Genomic DNA, 21884 nt, shown 5'->3' with positions numbered 1-21884 from the left:
TCTCATGTAGGCATATAACCAGGCGCTGGCCGCCGTAGCCAGGAATTAGAAGACCTCTCCATTGATGGCGTAGTCTTCCTTTTCGACCTCCATCACCACCACGTTGATGATACTAGGATCCGATCCAACCGCTCTATGTGTGGCATCGATGATTTCGCGAAGCATGATCTTCTTCTTTTCGCGAGTAAGAAGTCCCTTAGGAACCTTGCAAAGCAGCTGAGGCATGTGTCGCTCCACCTATTTCAAGTTAGATTTTACTTCTTGCTGAGACCCTTGACGTGGGCGATCAACTCGTCGTCTCCGCCGGGCTTGTAGTCCGGGTAGTGCTGCCCAGCCTCGCAGAAGTTGACGCCGACGCCCTCGCGAACGACGAAAACCATATTCGAAAGCGGTTCGTCAGTTGCTTTTCGCACTGCCGCAATAACTTCGGCGGCGAGCTGGCGCTTCTGCTCGTCCGTTCGTCCAAATCGCATGTCACACGTGATCCATGACATTGCCGTCCTCCGTATTTCAACAGTTTCCAACCAGAACCTGAGCGTCTTTGACACCCGGTCTTTGCCTTGGTTAAGCCTCGAACGAGGCTTCGGCTAATGATTTAAGATGATGGCGGCAATCCCGTTTCGAGATGAGCGGAATTGCCGAGCTCGAGTTCAGGCGCCGGACTGAGCTGCTGACTTGCCATATTGCGCCGCGAACTGAGCTCGCTCTTTGGTAGCATTTCGGGAGCGATCCAAGATTGAGGCAGCCCAACATGCCAGGAAGGTGATCGGCATTGTCACTAGTGTTGGAGGATCAAGGGTCACGATTGCTGAGCTGAAGCCGAAAACCTTTACCCACACTGCGGGCCCAAGGATCGTCATCAGGACCGAAAGCGTCAGTCCCACGCAACCGCCGACAATGATGCCAATGGTCGTGAGCCCTGACCAATATATCGCAAGCAGCAAGATCGGAAAGTTTGCAGAAGCCGCAAGAGCGAACGCTAGGCCGAGCATATAAGCAACGTTCTGGTCTCGGAATGCGACTGCCAAACCTGTTGCTACAATTCCGAGGATCAACGTTACGATGCGCATGACGAGCAAGCCTCGTTTGTTAGCGCCGTCATGGTCGATGTCGGTTGTCTTAAGGAGGTCGTGTGCGATTGTAGATGCGCCCGCGAGCGTCAAACCAGCCACAACTGCGACGATGGTTGCGAACGCGACAGCGCACACAAACGCCATCAAGAAGTCACCTCCGACTGCGTGCGAGAGGTGGATACTGACTGTGTTAGCGCCTCCGATGAGAGCTCCGTTTGCTTGATGATAAGTAGGATCGTTGGTTACGAGTGCGATCGCACCGAAGCCGATTGGAAACAGCAAAAGGAAGAAGAAGCCGATGAAGCTCGTCGCCCAAACGGCCGATAGCCGGGCATCTCGACCGTCCTTGACGGTAAAGAAGCGCATTAAGATGTGGGGCAGGCCGGCTGTTCCGAAGATAAGCGCCATTCCCAGAGAAATGCCCGATACCGGATCTTTCGGCAGCATTTGCGAGCTGAGAATCGCCGAACTCTTGGGATGAGAGGAGACGGCCTTTTGAATCAAAGCCGAGAAGTCATAGCCGAACGCCCGCCAAACTAGAAAAGCAACCAACACGCCGGTAAACAGAAGCAATACTGCTTTGATCATCTGGACCCACGTGGTGGCGATCATACCCCCGATCATCACGCAGAAGATCATCAGTGCACCAACGATGCTGACCGCCACCGTATAGTTTAGGCCGAACATGAGCTGGATGACCTGACCGGCACCAACCATTTGAGCGATCAGATAGAAAATGACAAGTACGAGAGAAATGACGGCAATGAGCGGGCGTACCTTTCGCTCATCAAAGCGGTGGCTGAGTGCGTCTGCCATCGTATAACGACCGAGGTTGCGCAACGGATCGGCAATCAGGAACATGACAATGGGCCAGCTTGCGATGTAGCCAATTGCATAAATGAGCCCGTCGAAACCCGAGTTGAAAATGAGAGCGGAAAGGCCAAGAAATGCGCCGGCCGACATGAAATCGCCGGCCAACGCGAGGCCATTCTGGAAGGGAGTTATCTTGCCACTTGCTGCAAGAAAATCGCTCGTTGATTTAGTCGATCGGGCTGCCAGCAGGGTTACTCCAATAGAACCTGCGACGATCAGCAGAAAGAGAGTGATCGCGGTTGAGTTGTTGCTCAATCCACCGTCAGCTGCGGCTGCTGGCGAGGCAACGGCCAGCGTAAGCATGCTGCCCAGCGTGAGGGCAGCTAACACACGATAAAGTCGGCGCGTCATCTGTTGCTCCACCATTAGGCTCTGTCGGCCGAGATCGTGTATAGGCCGGTCATCGCAACTGAGCCCGCGATGATCATTGCTCCCAACCACATTGCCAGCGTCGCCGGACTGCCGGTTGAGACCCGACTAGCCATTGCGTCGGGGAAATAAGAACACATCAGAAAAAAGCCGAAGTAAGCGGCAAGCAACATTCCGCTATAGAGAACGCGCAAGCGCCAGCGTCGATCGTTCATGGAAGGCCCCGTCATGATGACCGTCAGAGAGTTGTCTTACGGTCTTGAGTTTAGGGCTCGAAGCCTGCCATCTGGTCGATGTCCCTTCATAACGGATTATTGTGATAGGCGGCATCTGCGCCGGTGATCGCTTGAAAGACAGTGATCGAAACGGCCCCTGGCAACTTCAGAGCTGCCGCGCGCAGCGCAGACAGAGTTAGGCGTCGCAACCATCCTAACGGGGTGCGGTACGCGCGAAGTCCTTAATTCGCCGAACGCGCCCAGCGTAGCTTAGGAGAGCGCTCGTTTGAGTGGAGCATTCCTTCCTCACTGCGCTACAAGTTGCAATGATCGGCGTGGCTCAAGATGTGTCCACTGGTCGGTGTATTTCGCCAGCGTCGCGTGCCGAGTAATCCAGCTCATGTAGGTTTCGTAGCGCAACTCGACAAGTTTGGCCCGGTTAGACGTGCGGTCACCTTCGGCAGGATCGGGATAAATCCAGGGCAAAGGTCTAAAACGTGCGCACGCCATCCTGTCTGAGATGAATCGATCTAGGCATATCTAATCTCAAGAGATTGGGTCGTGACACAAGCAGCGAGGTATTCCGTAAGACTGAGTCAACTGAGTTACCTCGATCTGATTCGAGGATTTGTTGCGGTCGGACGTCGGATGAGCGTTACGCTCGCAGCTGAGGATCTCCATCTCACGCAATCAGCAGTCAGCCGTCAGGTGCGTTCTTTAGAAGAAGCTCTGGGCATCAAGTTGCTTGTACGCGGTCATCGCTCAATTTCCCTGACTGACGAAGGAGATCGACTGTTCCGCTGCGCGGATGAAGTCATCAAGCAATTGCAGGATGTCGTGGGCACCATTCAGGTAAGCTCGGCCGTAAGGCCGGTGACGATCTCATCCAGCATTGGGGTTGCAGGCTTGTGGTTGCTGCCCCGCTTAAGTCATTTCTTGAGAGACCACCCGGATATCGATGTGCGCATCTCCGCTGGCAACGAACTAAGCGACTTGCGGAGCGAGCAGTTCGATCTCGCGGTCCGCTACTGCCCCCCGGAGGCGATTTCGCAGGGCGCAATCCGATTGTTCGGCGAGACTGTGGTGCCAGTAGCCCATCCATCGAGAGAGCTCACGGTACTGCGGACGCCGGCAGACTTAGAGGAGCACGTCCTCCTAGAATTTGATGGTGAGTACCGCTCCTGGCTACGCTGGAACGAATGGCTCGCCAAGCAGGGTTGGGGCGATGCCCGCCCCAAAGGCATTCTTCGGTTCAATCAATATGATCAAACAATTCAAGCAGCCATTGCGGGGCAAGGAATTGCTCTGGGTCGCCTCGAACTAGTCGGACTAGCGATCGCCAATGGGCAACTCGCGACCGTGAGTGTACCGCAGCCAGGGCCCATTACCTCACACGCGTATTGGTTGGTTCGAGCCTCCTCTGCTTTGCGTCCTGAAGTAGAGGCCGTGGTTCATTGGATTGAGGCGGAGGCGGCCGATATATGAACGGGATCAAGAGTTCTCGATGTCACGTGCGAACCTTTATTGCAATTGGAGACCAGTCAAGGCGGCAGCAGCCTCGATGTCTACAGCACGGGCCGAAAATCGCTGTCGTTCACATTCCCAGCGCGAATGCGAACCAGAAGAATTGCTCGTTTGTGCTGCAATTGAGAATGGCTTCTGATGACCATGACAAAATCGGTCCTTGGGCGACCGGATTTGCACCAAACTCCAGGAGGTTTCTGGATGCTAAAGCTCTATTATTCACCGGGAACCAGCTCGATGGCGGCGCACATCACACTGGAGGAGAGTGGCGCCGCTTATGAAACGCAGCCAATTTCATTCGCCAAGAACGAGCAGCGGAGCGAGGCCTATCTTAGGATCAATCCTCGCGGCAAGGTAGCGGCCCTGCAGCTTGAGGACGGCGAGGTATTGACCGAGAACACCGCGATCTTGAGTTACCTTGCCAAGAAGTTTCCTAACGCAAAATTGTGGCCACAAGACCTTTTAGCAGAGACGCAAGCGCTTTCGACGATGGCGTGGTTCGCGACAACAGTGCACCCAGCCTTCGCACATTTCGTCCGTCCGGAACGATACACTACTGACGCGTCGGACGTGGGTAAGGTGAAAGAGCAGGGCATACGAACCTTCTGGGCATGCCTGCAAGAGATCGACCAGATGCTCTTCTCCAAGGATTGGATTCTCGGCCAACAGTTCACCGTGTGCGATCCCTTTGCCCTGGTGTTCTACGGCTTTGGTCTGCGCGCTGGGCTCCCAATAGAAGGCCTCAAGAACTATTCTGCCCTAAAAGGTCGGCTCCTCGAGCGACCGGCCGTACGCAAGATCCTCGAGAGGGAAAACAGCCCACTCCTGAAGATCGCATGACTGGCAGTTCCCGATCGAAGGTGCGTGCGTGCGCTGCAGGTGACAAACCTGGAGGAAGAGAATGACGAACATTCCCTATCGATGCGCGCTCATCGTCGGTGCGGGCTCAGGCATTAGCGCATCGCTCGCGCGAGCACTCGCTAAGGCCGGCCTCCGCGTAGGCATCGCGGCGCGCAATCCTGATAAGCTAGCGGAGCTGGCGGCCGAAACTGGAGCCCAGACCTTTGCGGTCGATGCATCCGTTCCCACCGACGTCTCTCGTCTTTTCGCGGAGGCGGATGCACGGCTCGGTGAGCCTGACGTCGTGCTCTACAACGCTGCGGCGCGCGCACCTGGACCGATCGCCGAGCTCGACCCTGAATCGGTACGCAAAGCGATCGAGATCGGTGCATTCGGCGGCTTCCTCACAGTACGCGAAGCGGCACAGCGGATGGTCCGGCACAGCCACGGCGCGATCTTGTTGACGGGTGCAAGTGCTAGCTTGAAGGGCTTTGCGCAGTCAGCGGCGTTCGCAATGGCCAAATTCGCTCTCCGCGGTCTGGCGCAGAGCGTTGCGCGCGAGCTTGGGCCAAAGGGCATCCACGTCGCCCACTTCGTGATCGACGGCGGCGTCCGTAGCGTCAAGCGTCCAGATCCGGTGGAGCGGCCGGACAGCACACTTGATCCGAACGCAATTGCCCAGACCTACGTCGATATCCTCCGGCAGCCGCGCAGCGCCTGGTCAATGGAAGTTGAGCTCAGACCGTGGGTAGAAGCCGAGGGAACTCTCGTCGCTCCGGCGAGCCAAGTGCTCTGATGAATTACTGAAGGTTTCGACACAATGCGGACCAATCATAAGGTCCCTTTTGACTGCGAGAACAGAAGCAGAGGTAGAACGTATGCCTGGTCCACTCAAAGGTGTCACCGTATTGGATTTGAGCGCTGTCATCTCTGGTCCGTTCGCAACCATGTTTCTTGCGGATCAGGGTGCTGATGTCCTGAAAATAGAACCTATCAGCGGCGATATCAGCCGCCATAGCCGGATGACGTTTGACAAGGATGGGGAGTTCTCAGCTTTGTTTATCTCGTCCAACCGCGGCAAACGATCACTTTCGATCGATGTCAAGACCGATACTGGACGTGAAGTTCTAGCAAAGCTAGTGGCGAAGGCAGATGTGCTGGTGCAGAATTTTCGCCCTGGCGCAATGGATCGGCTTGGCCTCGGAGTCGAGGAGTTGCGTCGCCGCCATCCACGGCTGATCTATGTTTCGATCTCGGGCGTTGGCGACACAGGCCCATACGTCAAAAAACGCTTCTATGATCCAATTATCCAGGGCCTATCTGGTCTTGCCGACATCCAGTCACAGCCGGTGACCAATCGGCCGCAGATGATCCGTGCCATCGTCTGCGATACGACTACTGCTGTCATGACGGCGCAGGCTGTGGCGGCAGCGCTCTACGCACGGGAGAAGACGGGGCTGGGCGATCATATTCAGGTCGCGATGCTCGATACGATGATTTCCTGTCTCTGGCCTGAAGGCATGATGCAATACACCGTAATCGGCGCGGAGGCCCAAGCAGTTGAACCAAAAGATCGACCCGACCTCGTGTTCAAGACCTGCGACGGCTACATCACGTGCGGCACGATCTCGGATTCCGAGTGGCAAGGCTTTTGCCACGCCACCGGTGATCTCGAGCTCATCAAGGATGACCGCTTCTCAACACCGACAAGCCGAAGCATCAACGCGACGGCCCGCATCAATAAGATGCAGGAATACATTGTCCAGCACAGTACGGATGAGTGGCTTAAGCGACTCGATGCCGCGGACGTGCCCTGTGCTCCCATCCTGCGCCGCTCTGAAATCATTCACAATGAGCAGGTTGTTGCTCGCGGCCTGATTCAGGAGATCGATCAAACGGGTGTCGGTAGGGCGCGGCAACCAAAGCCCGCTGCGCGGTTCGAACTGCACCCGTCAGCTATTGCAGGACCAGCTCCCAGGATCGGTGAGCATTCACGAGAGGTGCTACTCGAGCTCGGCTACGATGAGCCTACCATCAACAAGATGGCTGAGGACAAGGCGGTTCGCCTCGTCGACTAAAACCATGCTCACAGCAGTTGATACCAGGACGGATGCGATTGAATCAGAGTTCATGCTAGAGGGACGCCATCTGAACTCCAGCAATCCGTCTTGCATGGAAGCGGGCAGTGATGCCGTCCGGGCAGTATGGATATCTTCCGCCTCAGCTGGGGGCGCCCAGGTGGTCAAGCAAAGAGTCTATTTCTCGCTGTCCTGTGGCCTGTTCCTTTTTTGCGCCGGCCGCTCGCCAATCAAGGGCGGCCGTAACGGTTGCTTTCCGATCGCGCAAAAGCCCGATGTTTTGCGTCTACGAAGTCTCGTGAGTTAGTGCTGCGTCGTCTCGTAGCTATGGTTGTCCAGATGGTACGTCCAACCTGAATATGAAAGGAGCAATTGTGATGGCAGTCCGTATCGAACGCGATGGCCCAGTGTTGACGGTGATTCAGTCGCGCCCGGAGGTGCGCAATGCGATCGATCCGGAGCATGCTGACGCGCTGCAAGATGCCTTTCTCAGCTTTGACGCCGACGAAACGGTGAACGTTGCGGTTCTTTGCGGTGAAGGCGACGTGTTTTGCGCTGGCGCGGACCTTAAAAGCCTTGCCACGCGCGGCATCGCTACGCCAGAGAACAGAGCGACCCACCGGTCCCTGGAGTTTCCTACAGACGGCGGCCCTGTCCCGCGGGGCTCGATTGGTCCAAGCCGGTTGCAGTTAAGCAAACCGGTGATCGCCGCGATCGAAGGACCGGCGGTCGCGGGCGGTATGGAGCTGGCACTCTGGGCGGACTGCCGTGTAATGGCCGAGGGGGCCTATATGGGGACCTTCAACCGACGGTGGGGCATCGCATTGACAGACGGCGGCACCGTACGACTTCCGCGTCTTGTCGGTGAAGGTCGCGCGCTTGAGCTCATCATGACAGCGCGAAGGGTGGACGCTGAGGAATGTCATCGGATCGGGCTCTGCGAGCTGCTGGTACCAAAAGGGCAAGCGCGACAAGCCGCCGAAGAAATGGCGCACCGCATTGCAAAATTCCCACAGGTGTCCTTACGGGCCGATCGCCGCTCGGTATATATGCAATATGGCCTACCAACGCTTGCCGCGCTCGAGCGGGAATGGGCCAACTCGGAAGGGACATTTAAATCAGAAGGAGCTGCCGGCGCCGCTCGGTTCGCGAAAGGTGCTGGACGCCACGGGGACTTTGGCGATTTCAGTTAGTCCTGAATTGCCATCAGCATGCGAGCATTACGAGGTTACGGATTGCGGTCCCCCTCTGGGGAGCATGCACATGCTCTTCACGCGCTAAACCTGCCTGAATTTGCGTCAGCGAATCTGGCGCGATCCGTCCCTTCGCGCGATTGCCCGGGTCCTTTGACCCTCTCATTCGATGCCTGCTCCAGCCCCAGTCCTCCGGGTGCTGCGGACGCCTGCGTTCGCAGTGCCGGCCTGACAGCGTTCGGCAAGTTCGATAGGCAGAAGGGTGTAATCCGAAAAAAGCGACGTCAGTGAGCGATCAACCTTGCCGTGTACCGTTCTTCCTGTTAGTTGAGTGTATTCCTTTTTTCTATCAAGGAGACCTACCTTGGATGCGGTCAGGGTTATACCCGTCGACGTCGCGGGTAAGGAGTTTCGGATAGAGGTCACGTCGCTTGGCGGCGTCGCGGACAACGAGCGGAATGTCGCGGGAGGGCTCGGAAACGCTCAGTTCTCCGACGTTCTGGATGGTATCGAGGCGATCACAGGCGAATTAGGAAGTCTGCTGAAGCGCGTCGCGCCCTCTAAGGCCAGTATTGAGTTTTCAATTGAAGTTGGAATTGAGTCCGGCAAGCTTACCGCCTTATTGGTCAAGGGTACTGGCAAGGCGAACTTTAAAATCGCAATGAGCTGGGACGACTTGCACGGACCCAAACCTACTACGACTTCTTAGGCAAATCATACGGCTTCTCTCAGGGGGCATGATTTGGACCTACAGGAAACCATTACCGGCTGCACGGTCAGGATCGTCGAAAAGGGCGGAAAGCGATTTGGCACCGGTTTTTTCGTTGCGCCTGGGCTCATCGTAACGTGTGCGCATGTGGTCGAGCCAGACGGAGGTCCGACCTCATTTGCAATCAGTGGCAAGTTCGGCAATGCCGAAGCTGTCGCTGAGCAGTGTAGACCAAGTGGACTGGCAGACCTCGCGCTGCTGCGGATAGGCCTCGAAGATCATCCTGTGGTGTTGCTCGGAGGCGCCCTAGAGATTGGGGACCCCGTTTGGACGTTGGGTTTCGTATCACATGGCAAAGAAACGCGTTTGGTGCCGTCGAGCGGTACTCATGAAGGAGAGCTGATTTCAACCGTCGACGATGAGAAAAACAGCGGCTCCAAAAGATACACGCTGATCAAATTCAAAGGAGGTCAAATTGTCCCTGGGATGAGCGGGTCTGCGCTTGTGAACACCCGTACGATGCAAGTTTGCGGCGTGGTCGCACGGACTCGCAACGAGCAGGGGGACGCCGGCGGGCTGGCCGTGCCGTTCCGCCTGATCTTGGCGTGCTACCCAGAGATCATCAAGGCTCAATCTGACCATCACTCGCGCAATCCTACCTGGAAAGAAGGAAATATTGTCCTTCCGTCATCTGAGCTGAGTACCGAGCAGAAGGAGGAAGCACTCCTTTTTTTTCCGGAAGGGCCTGGCCTCACCGTTGGCGAAGTCCCGCACGAAATCATGACGTCGTTCTTTACATTGGATGCGGGCTTCAGTGGATTGACCATCGCGCAAGCCAATAATCTGCGCCTTCGAAGTCTTCGTCGCGGTGTACCACCATATTCGGTACAAGTTCAGTTGAGTGATCCGGGTAAGGTACCCATCCCGTCATATTGGTTGGACGCGTTCACGACAGCGGCAGGGAGAGGCCCGCGGATGCTGGCCGCGCTCCTGTATGCCGCGCCTCCAGGCACGCTAGACGGGTTGGAGAAATCGGTCGCGAAATTTCTTTCAATGTTGAGGACTTGGCCAATCAGGTAGGGGAGTGCAATGAAGCGTTGGGCTCGATCCGCTCTTCTTAAGGCTGTTATTCTTTTCGGAGTTCTTACCGGTTCGCTTCAACCGTTATGCGCGGAGCAGGTTTCAGCAGATCAGCAGAAGCAGCTCAGTGATGTTACCGAGGCGCTTGCTGCGAAGGACCTGCGTATCTCGGAGATACTCAAGCAGATCGGTTTCCCGCCGTCACAAGCACCACCGACGTGGGCTAAGTGGACTCAATGGCCGGACGTTCACATTCTCGAAACAGCCTACCGGGCTGCTGAAGCCGCAAAGCCGCAAGCTGGCGGTGATGAGATGCTGAAACAAGTTGTTCGCTTGATTGCGGTACACAACCCCAGCATTCGCTATGAGCCGTCGCTGGCATTGATGTTTCGCGACGATCCGATCGATACTCCGATCAGGCATCAGGCGCAGACGATGGAATTCGTCGTTCCAGCAGGACAATCGGAGAAAGCTCAACCCCTGCCACCGAGAATTCGCAGCATCATACTGACAATTGCCAAGTACGCTGAATCTACCTCTCGCGCATTTTTGCTTAGTGCCTGCTTTGGCCTTTCAGAAAATGAGGCCTATAGCGTATTGAGAACGAGTCAGACTGACCACGCGGCCTTCGAAGCAGCAATTGCATTGAAGAAGCCTCCGCCAAGCGCAGTTAAGAAGATATCAAATTGCATCGAAATCATTCATCGCGACAATCCGGCGATCGCATTTGAACCCGACATTGAGAAATTTAAGGCAGCCGAGCTGCAGGTTATCGAGAAGGAAGTAACGGCGCAAGACGAGCAAACCGCGGACGATTACCGTAAGGCTCTCTTGCCGATGGTTGGAGGAGCTGCGCTGTTGCCCGGCACGGCGCCCGCTCCAAGCCCACCTAGAGGCACCGGGTCAGCGAGCGCCCAGGCCCTCAGTGACAGTTATACTGCGTTCCGCAATTCTCGATACCCGGGCGCGAGCGGCTCTGCCTCCGGAACCGGCGGCCCGGGAGGTGGACCAGGTGGTAGCCCCGGTGGTGGCCACGGCGGTGGCTGGACACATGGGAGAATGGTTAGCCGAGAAATTGGCTTTGGAGGCGTGATCTTTGGCAATGACATCGCCTCCACATTGCCGTCCGTCATTCACGTCTCTTGGGTTAGTGGTTTCAAGGCGGCCTCGTTGACTTCTCCCAGCGTGGTTGAGGAATGGGGTCGCTTTGCCTTTCAATTCAAAGATAACTCCGTGTTGTTCTCGAAAGTGATCCGTGCGGATTCGGCGCTCGCTGCAAAGCTGCTTGCTTTTGATCATAAACAAGGCGTAGGCGCTGGGTACGGCCTTGTAGGCCTCCTCGGACAGTTCCCGGTGGAAACACTCGATGGCACAGGCGCATTACACATCTCTGGATTCGGATTTTCTTACGTGGTGCATCCAGATCTCGTGGCGACGCGTCTTGCGCGCGCTCTTATGATGCTGGATATGTACCCGCTGCTGCTCGAACAGAGCTCCAAACTGCAACATCAAATCGACGATGCTGGGGCAAGATATCGCCAAAAGTTGGATGCAGTCTTCGCAAAGAAATTGGGCTGGTACAAGTTTAGTGATGTGAAGCTTGAGGTCGTCAAATCGACGGGCGGGATCATTACGGTGCAAAGGGCAAAGTCCGATTATCCGTCCGCAAGTGCGGAGACACTGAAGAAGGCTTTTATCACCTTGCACGCCTTTGACGGATCAAAGCCGCAGAGCGAGGCCGCGGTTCCGATCTATGAACTGATGCCGACGTTAATTGAGCGTACCGATCCCTTCGCACGCGCCAATGAATTTGCGGAGGCGTTCGCGCTCCTGAGATGGGTATCGAGTCGAGACGGGAGTTGGACGGGAGAGATACCTCGAAATCCACCATTGGGCTCCGTCAGCGCCATGTCTTTCGGTAAGGATGGCACCGTTAGCTATGCCAGTTCTGAATTGGCGTTCGTTCACCCTTTCATCAATGGATTGCAAGATCGCGCCTTGGAGATCGCAAAGGCTAGCGGCAACGAGAAACTCGAGCAAAGAACGGAAGAGATCCGAGCGCAGCTTTTGAAGTTCAGCACGTCTCGTTATGAGCTAAAAATCGTAGGGACTGTCGAAGACGTAATTGAGGCGAATCTGGCGCCCGAGGAGTTGCGCATTCAATTCCCAGAACCTGGCAAACGGCTAGCAGAGAAAAAGCGAACAGGGTTGGTTAGCGTCGGCGCAGAGAAGCCAACGTTAGCGCCCCCGATGGCGCGTCGCCCCAATTTGTCTACGGAAAAGATACCGGGAGTAAGTGAGCGCGTCTCGTTGGAATTGAGGTTATTGGCAACGAGTACGAAGCTGGTCGAGTCAATAAGCGATTTCAGCGGAGTATTCCCACCAGAGTTGGCCGCTAAGATAGATCAAGTACGTTTGGATGTTCAAAGCGGGCGATTGAGCTCAAGCGACGGCGTGAAGGGACTTATAGAAGCCACTAGGACGGCAATCCCTGGCTTCGAGCGCTGGCTCACTTTAGAGTTGGCGCTTGTTCAATCTATTGTGCTGCTCTGACTACAGTCTAAGCGCGCCTTGAGCAGTGCACTGACCGCAACGTGCCGAACTCGAACTGGCCCTGTTTTTAGCACGCGTCTTAAACGTTCAAGCCGCCATTGCGCTGAAGAGTGCCCGAACCAACTTCCGCCGCCGCTGTTGGCGGCAGTTCGGAGTGGTCGCAATGCTACTGGAGCAGCCAGCGGCAACTAACCCTCTCAGCCCGCAGAAAAAGCCTCTGCCAAGTGACGAATCAATAGCGCAGTCATTCGCTCGTGGCAGGGTCGATTCCGCTTATCTCGTCTCCAAACCAGCATCTTGCGAACGATTTCGATCGCGGTCCAACAGCGAATAGGGATCGCGTAGGCCTTGCATTCAACGCCAATCAGCTCCGATCTGGCATCGCTACGGTTGATCGCGCTCATCTCTAAATCTAATTTTCGCAGGCCCGCGGGTTGAACTAGTACTCCCAGAACTGAAGCGGCTGTGAGCCGACATCTCAGTGTGACTCCGCCAAGAATAAGGAGAGCGGGAGTATGAACAAGACCATTCGGCCCGAAATTCAGTCTATTCGGCATTTCATTGCAGGAAAGCAGGTCCACGCAGCCAAGGCCAGTGCAGACGTATTTAACCCCGCCACTGGCGCGGTGACCGGCAAGGTCGCGCTTGGGGAGACGGAAGACGTCGTTGCTGCAGTGGCATCGGCGAAGCGCGCTTTCGCCGAGTGGTCCGAAATGCCGCCCGTCACCCGAGCGCGAGTACTATTCCGCTTTCGTGACTTGTTGGATCGTTACACTAAAGACCTAGCTATGCTTATCACCTCTGAGCACGGAAAAGTGCATTCGGATGCGGTCGGCGAAGTTGTGAGGGGGCTGGAAGTTGCAGAGTTTGCGTGCGGCATTCCTCACCTGCTCAAGGGCGAACATTCGGAGCAAGTAGGGCGCGGGATCGACTCCTGGTCTATGAGGCAGCCCCTGGGGGTTGTTGTTGGGATTACGCCCTTCAACTTTCCGGTCATGGTTCCGATGTGGATGGCGCCGATCGCGATCGCGTGTGGCAATGCCTTCATTCTCAAGCCGTCCGAGCGCGATCCCTCAGCAAGCGTCCGGTTGGCCGAATTGTTCATGGAGGCCGGGCTCCCGGACGGGGTGTTCAATGTACTGCACGGAGACAAAAGGGTCGTGGATGGCCTTCTGGAACATCCGGACGTGGAGGCCGTCAGCTTTGTAGGCTCCACGCCTGTGGCTGAGCATGTGTATCGTACATGTAGCAACGCAGGAAAGCGGGTCCAGGCGCTGGGCGGCGCGAAGAACCATATGATCATTCTTCCAGATGCCGATATTGGGTTGGCAGCTGGAGCGCTGATGGGGGCCGCCTATGGTTCAGCTGGTGAACGTTGCATGGCCATATCGGTGGCCGTTGCGGTTGGCGACGACGTCGCAGACGCGCTGGTACGGGAGCTAAGGCAACGGATTTCGAAGTTGAAGGTCGGGCCAGGAAATGGCGCTGACGTCGAAATGGGTCCGCTCGTCACGCGCCAGCATATGGAAAAAGTACGGGACTATGTGCGCCTCGGCGTCGAGGAAAAGGCTGAGCTCGTCGTCGACGGTCGAAACCACTCAGTCGCCGGTCACGAGCTCGGGTTCTACCTTGGTGCCTGTCTATTTGACCGCGTGACGCCGAATATGCGGATCTATGCTGAGGAAATCTTCGGTCCTGTCCTATGCGTCGTCCGCGTGCGGTCGCTCGAGGAAGCAATCGATCTTGTGAACAGGCACGAGTTCGGAAATGGGACGGCAATTTTCACAAATGACGGTGGCTCGGCCCGGGGGTTCGCGCACAGGATCAAGGTTGGAATGGTGGGCATCAATGTTCCCATCCCCGTCCCGATGGCGTTTCACAGCTTTGGCGGCTGGAAGCGCTCGCTCTTTGGCGATGTCGCTATGCACGGTCCGGAAGGCATCAGATTTTACACCAGACTGAAGACGGTCACGGCCCGATGGCCGAAAGATAAGCGCGTAGTGGATGGGTTCAGCATGCCCACCATGAACTGAGAACAATATTCAACGCGAATATAGGAGGAGTTATGCAACAAGAAGTGGTTCAGAAAACAGCAGTGGGGTCCTGGGGACCGGTCGGACAATCGGCGCAAGATGGACGCGAACCGGCCCTCAAGCAGATTGCTCGCTTCGTAAGCGAAGCAAATTACGCACGCGTGGATGTTGAGACGCGGTTGGCGCTCAAGCGGACGGTATTGGATACTGCTGCCTGCGCTATTTCCGCCTTGGGAGGCGAGCCAGCTACGAAACTGCGCGAACAATTCAGTGAGTATGGCGGAAACCCGCTGTGCACAATGATCGGCGGGGGTAAGACGTCGCCAGACCAGGCCACGTTGCTGAATTCAGTTCTCGTACGGTATGTCGATGTCCTTGACACCTACATGTCGCCTGGTGGGCTCTGTCATCCTAGCGATAATTTTGGCGCGGTCCTCGCCGCAGCTGAAATGGCGGACCGGAGCGGGCAAGACTTCTTGCTCGCGCTCGGAATCGCTTACGAGGTGCAATGCCGTTTCACGGAAGTGGTTCCCGTGATGTTCCGCGGACTGAATCATGCCCTGCAACTGTCAATATCAGTCGCAGCCGCTGCGTCCCGATTGCTTGATCTGACACCGATCCAGGCAGCGAATGCGATGGCAATCGCAGCTGCGGATAACGTTTCGCTAGCTGTGGTGCACGTTGAGCCCGTATCCAACTGGAAGGGTGTTTCCCCGGGCTGGTCGGGCATGAGAGCGCTGTATGGTACCTCGCTTGCGAAAAAGGGATTTACAGGTCCAATTGGGCTCTTCGAGGGGCCGAACGGGCTCAACCGGCTATTCGATCAGGACATCGTAGTCGACTGGATCAATCCGTCGCTCCATGCATCGCGAAAGACCGTTTTCAAAAAATATGCTGCTCTGGTGCATGGCCAACCCGTGCTCGAGACTGTTCTTTCGCTCCGAGCTGAGCATGGCATTCAGGCTGATGAGGTCTCCGAAGTTCTGGCTGAGGTCTTCCAATTCGCGTACGAGATCTCTGGAGGTGGGCATTTCGGGAATAAAGACAAGCCGCAGAGCAAAGAGCAGGCGGACTACAATCTCAAGTACCTTATTTCGGCAGCCCTGATTGATGGGGAAGTCGGTCCTGCGCAGTTGGAAACAGAACGCGTAAGGCGAGACGACGTGCAGCGGCTTCTCCAGCGGGTGAGTATTAAGCCTCAGGATGAGTTCACTCGACTTTATCCGCAGCAACTCGCCTGCCGAATCACGATAAAGTTGCGGGACGGTCGGGAATTTGTCCGAGAGCAAACGGATTTCGAGGGTTCGGTGACACGGCCGTTCTCGTGGGAGCGCGTCGTGGAAAAGTTCCACTGGCTGTCCGAGCCATTTGCAGATGACCAGCTGAGGAATGAAATTGTTTCCGCCGTTGAGCATCTCGACGAGATCAAGACGTCAGAGCTTACCAATCTCCTCGGAAGGGTGAGTCCAACAGCGTTTCAGCCGCGAACTAGGAAGCCGCTCTAGTTGCCTCGCTAAGCGAGTTAGGCAGACGTTGTGCCGGCGAGCGTAAAGGTCGCTCGCCGGCATCGAACAGTGATCGCTGCTTCATCTGTTCAACCAGCATCCGGGCAGAATTTGAGAAGAATCCGTCGGCTCGACGGATAAAGACGGTATCCACGCGACAAGGAGTGGGATGCAGCGGTTGAGCGGAAATTCGTCCTTCGGACGCAGCTCGTGCGACGACCACCTTTGGCAATAGCGAGATCCCGATCCCCGCAGACGCAAGTCCCACGATCGCTTCTATCGTGCCCAACTCCATAATGCGGAAGTTAACAATTCCCCGGGCTGCCAGAATTCCCTCAAGCTGATGCCGATAAGAGCAGCCTGATTTCAAAACAAGGAGCACAAGTGAAGTGTCCAACAGGTTGTCGAGAGGAGCCTTATTCGGGGCGCCAACCAAGAAAAGCTCTTCTGGGAACATCACCTCTTCGATCAGTTCCGGATGTCGAACCAGGCCAGCAACGAATGCCCCCTCGATCTTATACTGAAGTACTGCTTCGACTAATTCTTGTGTCGTGCCGGTGCGGATCGCGATTTCGACATTGGGAAAGGCCTCCTTATAGCGAGCCAGCACGGGGGGCAGCCTTATAGCCGCCGTCGTCTCGAGCGTCCCCACAGATAGTTTTCCACTGGGAGGCGACACCTCGCTAACTGATGCGCGGGCTTCGGCCAAAAGATCCGCAAAACGCATGGCGTAAGGGAGGAGCTTTTGACCTGCAACCGTGGGGGTCACTCCGCGAGCATGGCGATGAAGGAGCGAAACGCCGAGCTCATCTTCCAGAGCATGTATTCGGGTCGTGACGTTGGACTGAACGGTATTTAGGATACTCGATGCCTTCGTAATCGATCCAACGCGAACAACGGTTTCAAACACTCGAAGATCTGAAGCGTCCATGAAGGCGTCGCCCTTTGCTGCTGTCCTCTAAACGCACCACAATGTGGTGATCGACGCATCTTCACAAATATGTTCTTGAGATTGCCGCTATCTCTTCGATTGATGGCTAGGCTGCAACGCAGCGCATCAGCCCGCGTGACTCGAACACTTGATCGGCGACGGGCGCAATAAGCGACTTGATCAGTGCTGTAGCCGAAGCCGATTGTCTCGTCGATGCATTCACCCCAGCAGACAATATCGCGTACCTTTGAATGGCGTCTGGAAAGCTTGAAACGAGCTCGACACCGTCAACAGGCAGCAGCTCGCTTACGAGCTGCACTGCGAGCGGAGCTTCGCCTCTGGCCGTGAGTTGAGCGGCATATCCGCCAGAGTAGTCGAGCTTGAGTTTTGGCTTGATCTGATCGGCGATGCCCAGTTCTGCAAGGATATCCAGGAAGTAGAATCCAGCTAACCCGTTGCCGCTCGAAGCGATCGATTCCGCCTCAAACAGGGTTGCTTTGAGGCTTTCGACCGAACTGATATCGGGCTTGGCTGCGCCTGTTCGAACTGCCAAGCCTAAGCCAGAACGTGCAATATCAACCACCGATGCGGCGTTTATTTTTCCCGTGTTCGCAAGCTCTCCAGCGATCGCTTTGGTCAGGATGGCAACATCGAATTCGGTGCCGTTTTCGATGTTTTCCTTGAAGGCGGTCGCAACGCCGAATGTAACATCGATCGCCGCCTTTGCCTGTTGTTCTAGCTGAGGCAGCAAAGCAGTGAATGCGTTCTGAATTCCGATAGTGCACAGTACTTTTAAGCTCATGATATCCGCCTGATAGTTCCGAGGGTCTAAGGTCGCGTTCCGCCTAGGTTGCGACAGAGAAGCAAGTGATTCGATACGGGGGTTGCATTGATAGGCGGCAAATGGCGTAAGAGTCTGCCGCCCTGGCAAAAATACTTAGGGAGTATCGAGCCCGACGTTTGCAATGACGCTCTTGGCTTGCGCTGACGACAAGAAGCGAACCAGCTCTTTTGCAGCGTACGCGTTCGGGGTCGAGTCTGAAATATCGAGATCCAGCTCGGTCACATTCTGCAGCTCGGCGGGAAACTTACCGAGCAGGGTCACTCCTTTGACTGGCAAGATTTCACTGACGAGTTGAACCCCGAGAGTGGCCTGACCTTCTGCGACTGCTTCGATCTCCTTGGCGCCGGTCATCGGAAGTAGTTTGTTCGCCAGCTGGTCCTCGAGGCCAAGCTGAGCGATTAGCTTCTTGAAGTAGCGACCGCTGGCGCCATCGCGTGCAAAGGAGATCTTGTCTGCGCTCAATAAGGTTTTGGTGAAAGCGTCTTTGCTGGAAATGTCTTGGGTCGGGCTACCCGTCTTGATGGCCAGTCCGACCTTAGCGTAGGCAAACACGCGATGGTCTGCGGCCGCGATATGCTTCTCGATCGTCAATTCTGACGAAACGTTGGAAGTGAGCAGGGCGACATCGAACGGGGTTCCCTGGTCGATCGCCTGCTTGAGAGCGGCTGCGGTATCGTAGCGTATTGTTAGATGATGACCTTCTTTCTCGAATTCAGGGGCAAGGCGCTCGACAGCAGCCCTGGCGCCTACTGAGCTCAAGAGAACAAGTTCGGCTGCATTGGCTTGGTGCAGGAAGGTAAGCGTAAGAATTAGAACTAGATAGCGCATTTCAATTCTCCATATGCGCGCTCATGTAAGGGCAATGGGGCAGGCTAGGAAAGTGAAGTTGTGAGAACACTTCGATCTCTAACTTCGATATCTCAAGCCCTCTCTCCTATACTCACTAGTGTAGCCACACACTCTCGCGAACAATCTACATTGCGGCTGAATGACGAGAGGATCAGCCATGAAGGCCAAAACATCGTTTTCGCGGCCCAGCATAGTCGTAATCGTTACAGTGGCGGCTGCGATCATGTCGATCTCGATGGGTATCCGGCAGTGCTTCGGGCTATTTCTTGAAGCGATTACGTCAGATCTCGGAATTTCCGCGACTGCTTTTGGCTTTGCGCTGGCTCTGCAAAATCTAGTCTGGGGGGTCACGCAGCCAATCGTTGGTGCCCTGGGTGATCGATTTGGTCCGCGGCCGGTCTTGGTCGGATGCGGGCTCATCTACCTTTTGGGACTTGTTTTGATGTCATTCTCGTCGAACCCGATCATTGGATTGGATGTTGGCATCGGCGCTTTTGCGGGACTTGGGATCGCAGGAACGGGCTTCGGTGTTCTCCTTGGAGCTGTTTCCCGAGCAGCTCCGCCCGAACGAGCGAGTCAACTTCTTGGTCTTGTTTCTGGGGCGGGATCAATCGGAGTCCTCGGTCTTGCGCCTCTTGGTCAACAACTTCTTCAGCTGCATGATTGGCGAATTGCGATTCTTGCTTACGCAGGAATTTGCGGCGCCATCATCGTTCTATCCATTTTCATCGGGAGCCGCCCGGCTCCGACGCAGACCGAGACTGGTTTGAGTTCATCCGATCAAAACATCGCGGGAGCGATGAGCGAGGCGCTATCGCACGGCGGGTTCGTTGCCATGACGGTAGCCTTCTTCGCCTGCGGCTTTCAGCTCGCGTTTATCACAGCGCATTTGCCGAGATTCTTGGGGTTGTGCGGGCTCCCACCCTCGGTCGGCGCGACAGCCCTAGGTTTGATCGGCGTATTCAATGCTATCGGGTCGTATACTTATGGTGTGCTTGGCGCACGGTATAGCCGAAAACGCTTGCTGGCGGGTATCTACGCGATACGGACGCTCACCATCATTGCCTACATCTCCTTCCCGATCACCGAACCGAGCACGTTTCTGTTTGCCGCAGTAATGGGCTTTACGTGGCTTGGTGTCGTGCCTTTAGTCTCCGGGTTGATCGGGCGCCTCTTCGGACTTGGTCATTTCAACTTGCTGTTCGGAGTGGTGTTCTTCTGTCACCAGCTGGGCGGGTTCCTAGGGCCGATTATGGGCGGTTGGGTCCTAGACACGACGGGGGGTTATCAGCTCGGATGGTATGCCATGATCGCGATCGGAGCGGCGGCAACAATCCTACAGTGGCCCATGAACGACACGCCTAAGCAGGTAGCCGGGCAACCTGCGATCGCATGAACCTCTAACAGGAGGATGCCATTGAGTGTGCCATTCGATTTTGAACGCGTACTTGCCCTGAACGCGAGTGCGGGGTTCAACTCCTGGGCAGCAATGCGCGTGATCCGAGCTGAAGGCGGTGAAGCTGAGGTGCAGCTAAGCTGGAAAGATGAACTTGGCCAGTATTCCGGCTTTCTGCATGCTGGCATGATCGGAGCTCTCCTTGATACCACGGCGGGATTTGCCGCTACGACCTTAGTCGGTCCGGTGATTGCCAGCCATCTTTCGGTGAATTTTATGCTGCCTGCCGTCGGCAATTCGTTCCGAGCGACGGGGCGTGTGGTTCGATCGGGAAAACGTCAGATATTCGCTCGCAGCGAGCTCTTCGCTTACCGAGAAGCGGAAGAAAGGCTGGTGGCGACCGGCGAAGTGTTGCTGCTTCCCGCCTAAAGGTACAATGCTGCTTGGTTTAACGGTCATATAGAGCGACGCGTGTGCCGTCGTCCTCCGGATGCAAGGAACATTGCAATGAGTTCGCCAAATTTGCGCCGCTCCGAAAAGGCTATGCCAGAAGACCAGGTCCTGCGGCTGCTTGAACGCGGATACGCTGGACGGCTCGCGACTATAAGTGAGGACGGCTACCCATACTGCATCCCCTTACTTTACATTTGGGCAGACAATCGGATTTTTGTGCATGGAACGCGCGCGAGCGGTCATTTACAGGCGAACTTGAGGTCGGAGCCCCGTGCGTGCTTTGAAGTCGACGAACCAGGCGACGTATTCGATTATGGTCGTTTTGAATGCGATAGCGGCCTCGCATATCAGAGTGTAGTCTTGTTTGGAAAAGCCCACATCGTCGAAGCTGATGCAGCCAAGCAGCTGTTCTGCGAGAGACTAATGGAAAAGTACGGGAAACCGAATTCAATCCGTCCGAAGAACTTCTTCCCGAGACTTGACGCTATCAATGTCTATGAAATGGCGATTGAACGAATGACCGGCAAGCAGCAAGCACTACCGGAGCTTGCCCAGCAATGGCCGCTGAAAGATCGCACGATGACGCCGGATGCGCGGCCCTAGCAGCGTCACACATGCCGGGTTCTCATCGGAACGCGTCGTATTGCGCCAGCGGCTGTGTTGCTCATGACGCGCATAGCGCGGCCGTGCACAAGAGCTCGTAAGGTGTCGAATGACGATCAAAATTGAGACGTACTACGATTTTCGTTCACCTTACGCTTATTTCGCCGACTACCGGATCCGCAAAAGCGACCTCGGTTTTCCGAAACAAGTTGAGTGGATTGGGCGGCCGATATTCATTGACGTCATTTTGAACCTTCAGGCCGGCCGCGGGCCATGGGCTTCGTACGTTGATGCGCTCATTCCGCCGAAGCGAGCATATCTCATGGCCGATGTCCGCCGCATGGCTGATTTTTACGGCGCGCCCTATCAACCGTCTTGGAAGTGGCCGTCTCGACCAAACCAGATCCCTGCACTGTGTGTCGCGTCATTGCTAACGGGAAAAGCAGAAGGGACATTCCGAAGCAGCATTTTCGACTGCTTGTGGCACGAAAAGAAGGATATCGGTGATCCGGCGGTCCTCAAAGACGTCCTGATTGGCAGTGGCGCTGATGTGAAGCTATTGGAGCGGGCAAGCGACCCGAGTGTTCAGCAGGCGCTGACGCAGCGGACTGTGGACGCTTACGCAAACGGTGTGTTCGGTACCCCTACATTTGTGTGGAATGGACAGATTTTCTTCGGGGCGGATCGCCTCGAAGTGTTGGCTTGGAAAGTCGCGCGCGAAGGCGTGTAGATTTCCGGCAGATGGCATTGCTACGGGGCTTTG

At 55.8% G+C, this 21884-nt stretch carries 21 protein-coding genes; 14 read left to right on the top strand and 7 right to left on the bottom strand.

Annotated elements, in window-relative coordinates; translation table 11 throughout:
• Positions 1 to 45 precede the first annotated feature (45 nt).
• From ACVINW_RS06770 to ACVINW_RS06755, 4 genes are all read right to left on the bottom strand, one after another.
• Positions 46 to 225: a tautomerase family protein gene (locus tag ACVINW_RS06770; protein WP_456750578.1), complete on the bottom strand. Its 180-nt coding sequence runs from the start codon at positions 223 to 225 to the stop codon at positions 46 to 48.
• 29 nt (positions 226 to 254) lie between these two features.
• Positions 255 to 494: a tautomerase family protein gene (locus ACVINW_RS06765; protein ID WP_456750577.1), complete on the bottom strand. Its 240-nt coding sequence runs from the start codon at positions 492 to 494 to the stop codon at positions 255 to 257.
• Positions 495 to 650: 156 nt separating this feature from the next.
• On the bottom strand, positions 651 to 2297 hold the full coding sequence (locus tag ACVINW_RS06760; RefSeq protein WP_456750576.1) for a sodium:solute symporter family transporter: 1647 nt from the start codon (positions 2295 to 2297) through the stop codon (positions 651 to 653).
• Positions 2298 to 2311: 14 nt separating this feature from the next.
• Positions 2312 to 2530 (bottom strand): DUF485 domain-containing protein, encoded by a 219-nt coding sequence (locus tag ACVINW_RS06755; RefSeq protein WP_456750575.1) that lies wholly within the window; start codon positions 2528 to 2530, stop codon positions 2312 to 2314.
• Between the two features lie 561 nt (positions 2531 to 3091).
• On the opposite strand from ACVINW_RS06755, the gene ACVINW_RS06750 reads away from it, so the two are divergent.
• The 10 genes from ACVINW_RS06750 (at position 3092) to ACVINW_RS06705 (ending at position 16045) form a co-directional block, all read left to right on the top strand.
• Positions 3092 to 4015 (top strand): LysR substrate-binding domain-containing protein, encoded by a 924-nt coding sequence (locus ACVINW_RS06750; RefSeq protein ID WP_456750574.1) that lies wholly within the window; start codon positions 3092 to 3094, stop codon positions 4013 to 4015.
• A 240-nt stretch (positions 4016 to 4255) separates the two neighbouring features.
• The gene (locus ACVINW_RS06745) at positions 4256 to 4894 is read left to right on the top strand and encodes a glutathione S-transferase family protein (RefSeq protein WP_456750573.1); all 639 of its coding nucleotides are present in this window, start codon (positions 4256 to 4258) and stop codon (positions 4892 to 4894) included.
• Between the two features lie 61 nt (positions 4895 to 4955).
• Entirely contained in the window at positions 4956 to 5690 is a 735-nt protein-coding gene (locus ACVINW_RS06740; protein WP_456750572.1) for an SDR family NAD(P)-dependent oxidoreductase, read from the top strand.
• 82 nt (positions 5691 to 5772) lie between these two features.
• Entirely contained in the window at positions 5773 to 6972 is a 1200-nt protein-coding gene (locus tag ACVINW_RS06735) for a CaiB/BaiF CoA transferase family protein (RefSeq protein WP_456750571.1), read from the top strand.
• A gap of 377 nt (positions 6973 to 7349) precedes the next feature.
• Positions 7350 to 8165: a crotonase/enoyl-CoA hydratase family protein gene (locus ACVINW_RS06730; RefSeq protein WP_456750570.1), complete on the top strand. Its 816-nt coding sequence runs from the start codon at positions 7350 to 7352 to the stop codon at positions 8163 to 8165.
• Between the two features lie 364 nt (positions 8166 to 8529).
• Positions 8530 to 8874, top strand: a complete 345-nt coding sequence (locus tag ACVINW_RS06725; RefSeq protein ID WP_456750569.1) for a CU044_2847 family protein — start codon at positions 8530 to 8532, stop codon at positions 8872 to 8874.
• A gap of 33 nt (positions 8875 to 8907) precedes the next feature.
• Entirely contained in the window at positions 8908 to 9954 is a 1047-nt protein-coding gene (locus ACVINW_RS06720) for a S1 family peptidase (RefSeq protein WP_456750568.1), read from the top strand.
• A gap of 9 nt (positions 9955 to 9963) precedes the next feature.
• Entirely contained in the window at positions 9964 to 12507 is a 2544-nt protein-coding gene (locus ACVINW_RS06715; RefSeq protein ID WP_456750567.1) for a hypothetical protein, read from the top strand.
• Positions 12508 to 13022: 515 nt separating this feature from the next.
• Complete coding sequence (locus tag ACVINW_RS06710; RefSeq protein WP_456750566.1) at positions 13023 to 14540, top strand: CoA-acylating methylmalonate-semialdehyde dehydrogenase; 1518 nt, start codon at positions 13023 to 13025, stop codon at positions 14538 to 14540.
• Positions 14541 to 14572: 32 nt separating this feature from the next.
• Positions 14573 to 16045 (top strand): MmgE/PrpD family protein, encoded by a 1473-nt coding sequence (locus tag ACVINW_RS06705; RefSeq protein WP_456750565.1) that lies wholly within the window; start codon positions 14573 to 14575, stop codon positions 16043 to 16045.
• On the opposite strand, the gene ACVINW_RS06700 is transcribed toward ACVINW_RS06705, so the two are convergent.
• The 3 genes from ACVINW_RS06700 to ACVINW_RS06690 form a co-directional block, all read right to left on the bottom strand.
• The gene (locus ACVINW_RS06700; RefSeq protein WP_456750564.1) at positions 16029 to 16976 is read right to left on the bottom strand and encodes a LysR substrate-binding domain-containing protein; all 948 of its coding nucleotides are present in this window, start codon (positions 16974 to 16976) and stop codon (positions 16029 to 16031) included. The two genes, ACVINW_RS06705 and ACVINW_RS06700, sit on opposite strands and share 17 nt — an antisense overlap.
• A 106-nt stretch (positions 16977 to 17082) precedes the next feature.
• A complete protein-coding gene (locus ACVINW_RS06695; protein ID WP_456750563.1) occupies positions 17083 to 17778 on the bottom strand; it encodes a substrate-binding domain-containing protein in 696 nt (231 codons plus the stop codon).
• A 135-nt stretch (positions 17779 to 17913) separates the two neighbouring features.
• The gene (locus ACVINW_RS06690) at positions 17914 to 18648 is read right to left on the bottom strand and encodes a molybdate ABC transporter substrate-binding protein (RefSeq protein ID WP_456750562.1); all 735 of its coding nucleotides are present in this window, start codon (positions 18646 to 18648) and stop codon (positions 17914 to 17916) included.
• A gap of 178 nt (positions 18649 to 18826) precedes the next feature.
• Between ACVINW_RS06690 and ACVINW_RS06685 the strand changes: the two genes are divergently transcribed.
• The 4 genes from ACVINW_RS06685 (at position 18827) to ACVINW_RS06670 (ending at position 21851) form a co-directional block, all read left to right on the top strand.
• A complete protein-coding gene (locus ACVINW_RS06685; RefSeq protein WP_456750561.1) occupies positions 18827 to 20065 on the top strand; it encodes an MFS transporter in 1239 nt (412 codons plus the stop codon).
• Between the two features lie 27 nt (positions 20066 to 20092).
• Positions 20093 to 20494 (top strand): PaaI family thioesterase, encoded by a 402-nt coding sequence (locus ACVINW_RS06680; protein ID WP_456756320.1) that lies wholly within the window; start codon positions 20093 to 20095, stop codon positions 20492 to 20494.
• Between the two features lie 78 nt (positions 20495 to 20572).
• Positions 20573 to 21121: a pyridoxamine 5'-phosphate oxidase family protein gene (locus tag ACVINW_RS06675; protein WP_456750560.1), complete on the top strand. Its 549-nt coding sequence runs from the start codon at positions 20573 to 20575 to the stop codon at positions 21119 to 21121.
• 109 nt (positions 21122 to 21230) lie between these two features.
• On the top strand, positions 21231 to 21851 hold the full coding sequence (locus ACVINW_RS06670; RefSeq protein WP_456750559.1) for a DsbA family protein: 621 nt from the start codon (positions 21231 to 21233) through the stop codon (positions 21849 to 21851).
• The last annotated feature ends 33 nt before the right edge of the window (positions 21852 to 21884 follow it).

It is taken from the genome of Bradyrhizobium sp. USDA 4461, from assembly GCF_054055655.1.
Note: the sequence above shows the minus strand (reverse complement) of the source record. Positions and strands in the feature narration are given on the sequence as shown.

Excerpts from the sequence above, each read along its gene's own strand:
- ACVINW_RS06770 (WP_456750578.1), bottom strand. The coding sequence starts at position 225 with ATGCCTCAGCTGCTTTGCAAGGTTCCTAAGGGACTTCTTACTCGCGAA.
- ACVINW_RS06765 (WP_456750577.1), bottom strand. The coding sequence starts at position 494 with ATGTCATGGATCACGTGTGACATGCGATTTGGACGAACGGACGAGCAG.
- ACVINW_RS06760 (WP_456750576.1), bottom strand. The coding sequence starts at position 2,297 with ATGACGCGCCGACTTTATCGTGTGTTAGCTGCCCTCACGCTGGGCAGC.
- ACVINW_RS06755 (WP_456750575.1), bottom strand. The coding sequence starts at position 2,530 with ATGAACGATCGACGCTGGCGCTTGCGCGTTCTCTATAGCGGAATGTTG.
- ACVINW_RS06745 (WP_456750573.1), top strand. The coding sequence starts at position 4,256 with ATGCTAAAGCTCTATTATTCACCGGGAACCAGCTCGATGGCGGCGCAC.
- ACVINW_RS06740 (WP_456750572.1), top strand. The coding sequence starts at position 4,956 with ATGACGAACATTCCCTATCGATGCGCGCTCATCGTCGGTGCGGGCTCA.
- ACVINW_RS06735 (WP_456750571.1), top strand. The coding sequence starts at position 5,773 with ATGCCTGGTCCACTCAAAGGTGTCACCGTATTGGATTTGAGCGCTGTC.
- ACVINW_RS06730 (WP_456750570.1), top strand. The coding sequence starts at position 7,350 with ATGGCAGTCCGTATCGAACGCGATGGCCCAGTGTTGACGGTGATTCAG.
- ACVINW_RS06715 (WP_456750567.1), top strand. The coding sequence starts at position 9,964 with ATGAAGCGTTGGGCTCGATCCGCTCTTCTTAAGGCTGTTATTCTTTTC.
- ACVINW_RS06710 (WP_456750566.1), top strand. The coding sequence starts at position 13,023 with ATGAACAAGACCATTCGGCCCGAAATTCAGTCTATTCGGCATTTCATT.
- ACVINW_RS06705 (WP_456750565.1), top strand. The coding sequence starts at position 14,573 with ATGCAACAAGAAGTGGTTCAGAAAACAGCAGTGGGGTCCTGGGGACCG.
- ACVINW_RS06700 (WP_456750564.1), bottom strand. The coding sequence starts at position 16,976 with ATGGACGCTTCAGATCTTCGAGTGTTTGAAACCGTTGTTCGCGTTGGA.
- ACVINW_RS06695 (WP_456750563.1), bottom strand. The coding sequence starts at position 17,778 with ATGAGCTTAAAAGTACTGTGCACTATCGGAATTCAGAACGCATTCACT.
- ACVINW_RS06690 (WP_456750562.1), bottom strand. The coding sequence starts at position 18,648 with ATGCGCTATCTAGTTCTAATTCTTACGCTTACCTTCCTGCACCAAGCC.
- ACVINW_RS06685 (WP_456750561.1), top strand. The coding sequence starts at position 18,827 with ATGAAGGCCAAAACATCGTTTTCGCGGCCCAGCATAGTCGTAATCGTT.
- ACVINW_RS06675 (WP_456750560.1), top strand. The coding sequence starts at position 20,573 with ATGAGTTCGCCAAATTTGCGCCGCTCCGAAAAGGCTATGCCAGAAGAC.
- ACVINW_RS06670 (WP_456750559.1), top strand. The coding sequence starts at position 21,231 with ATGACGATCAAAATTGAGACGTACTACGATTTTCGTTCACCTTACGCT.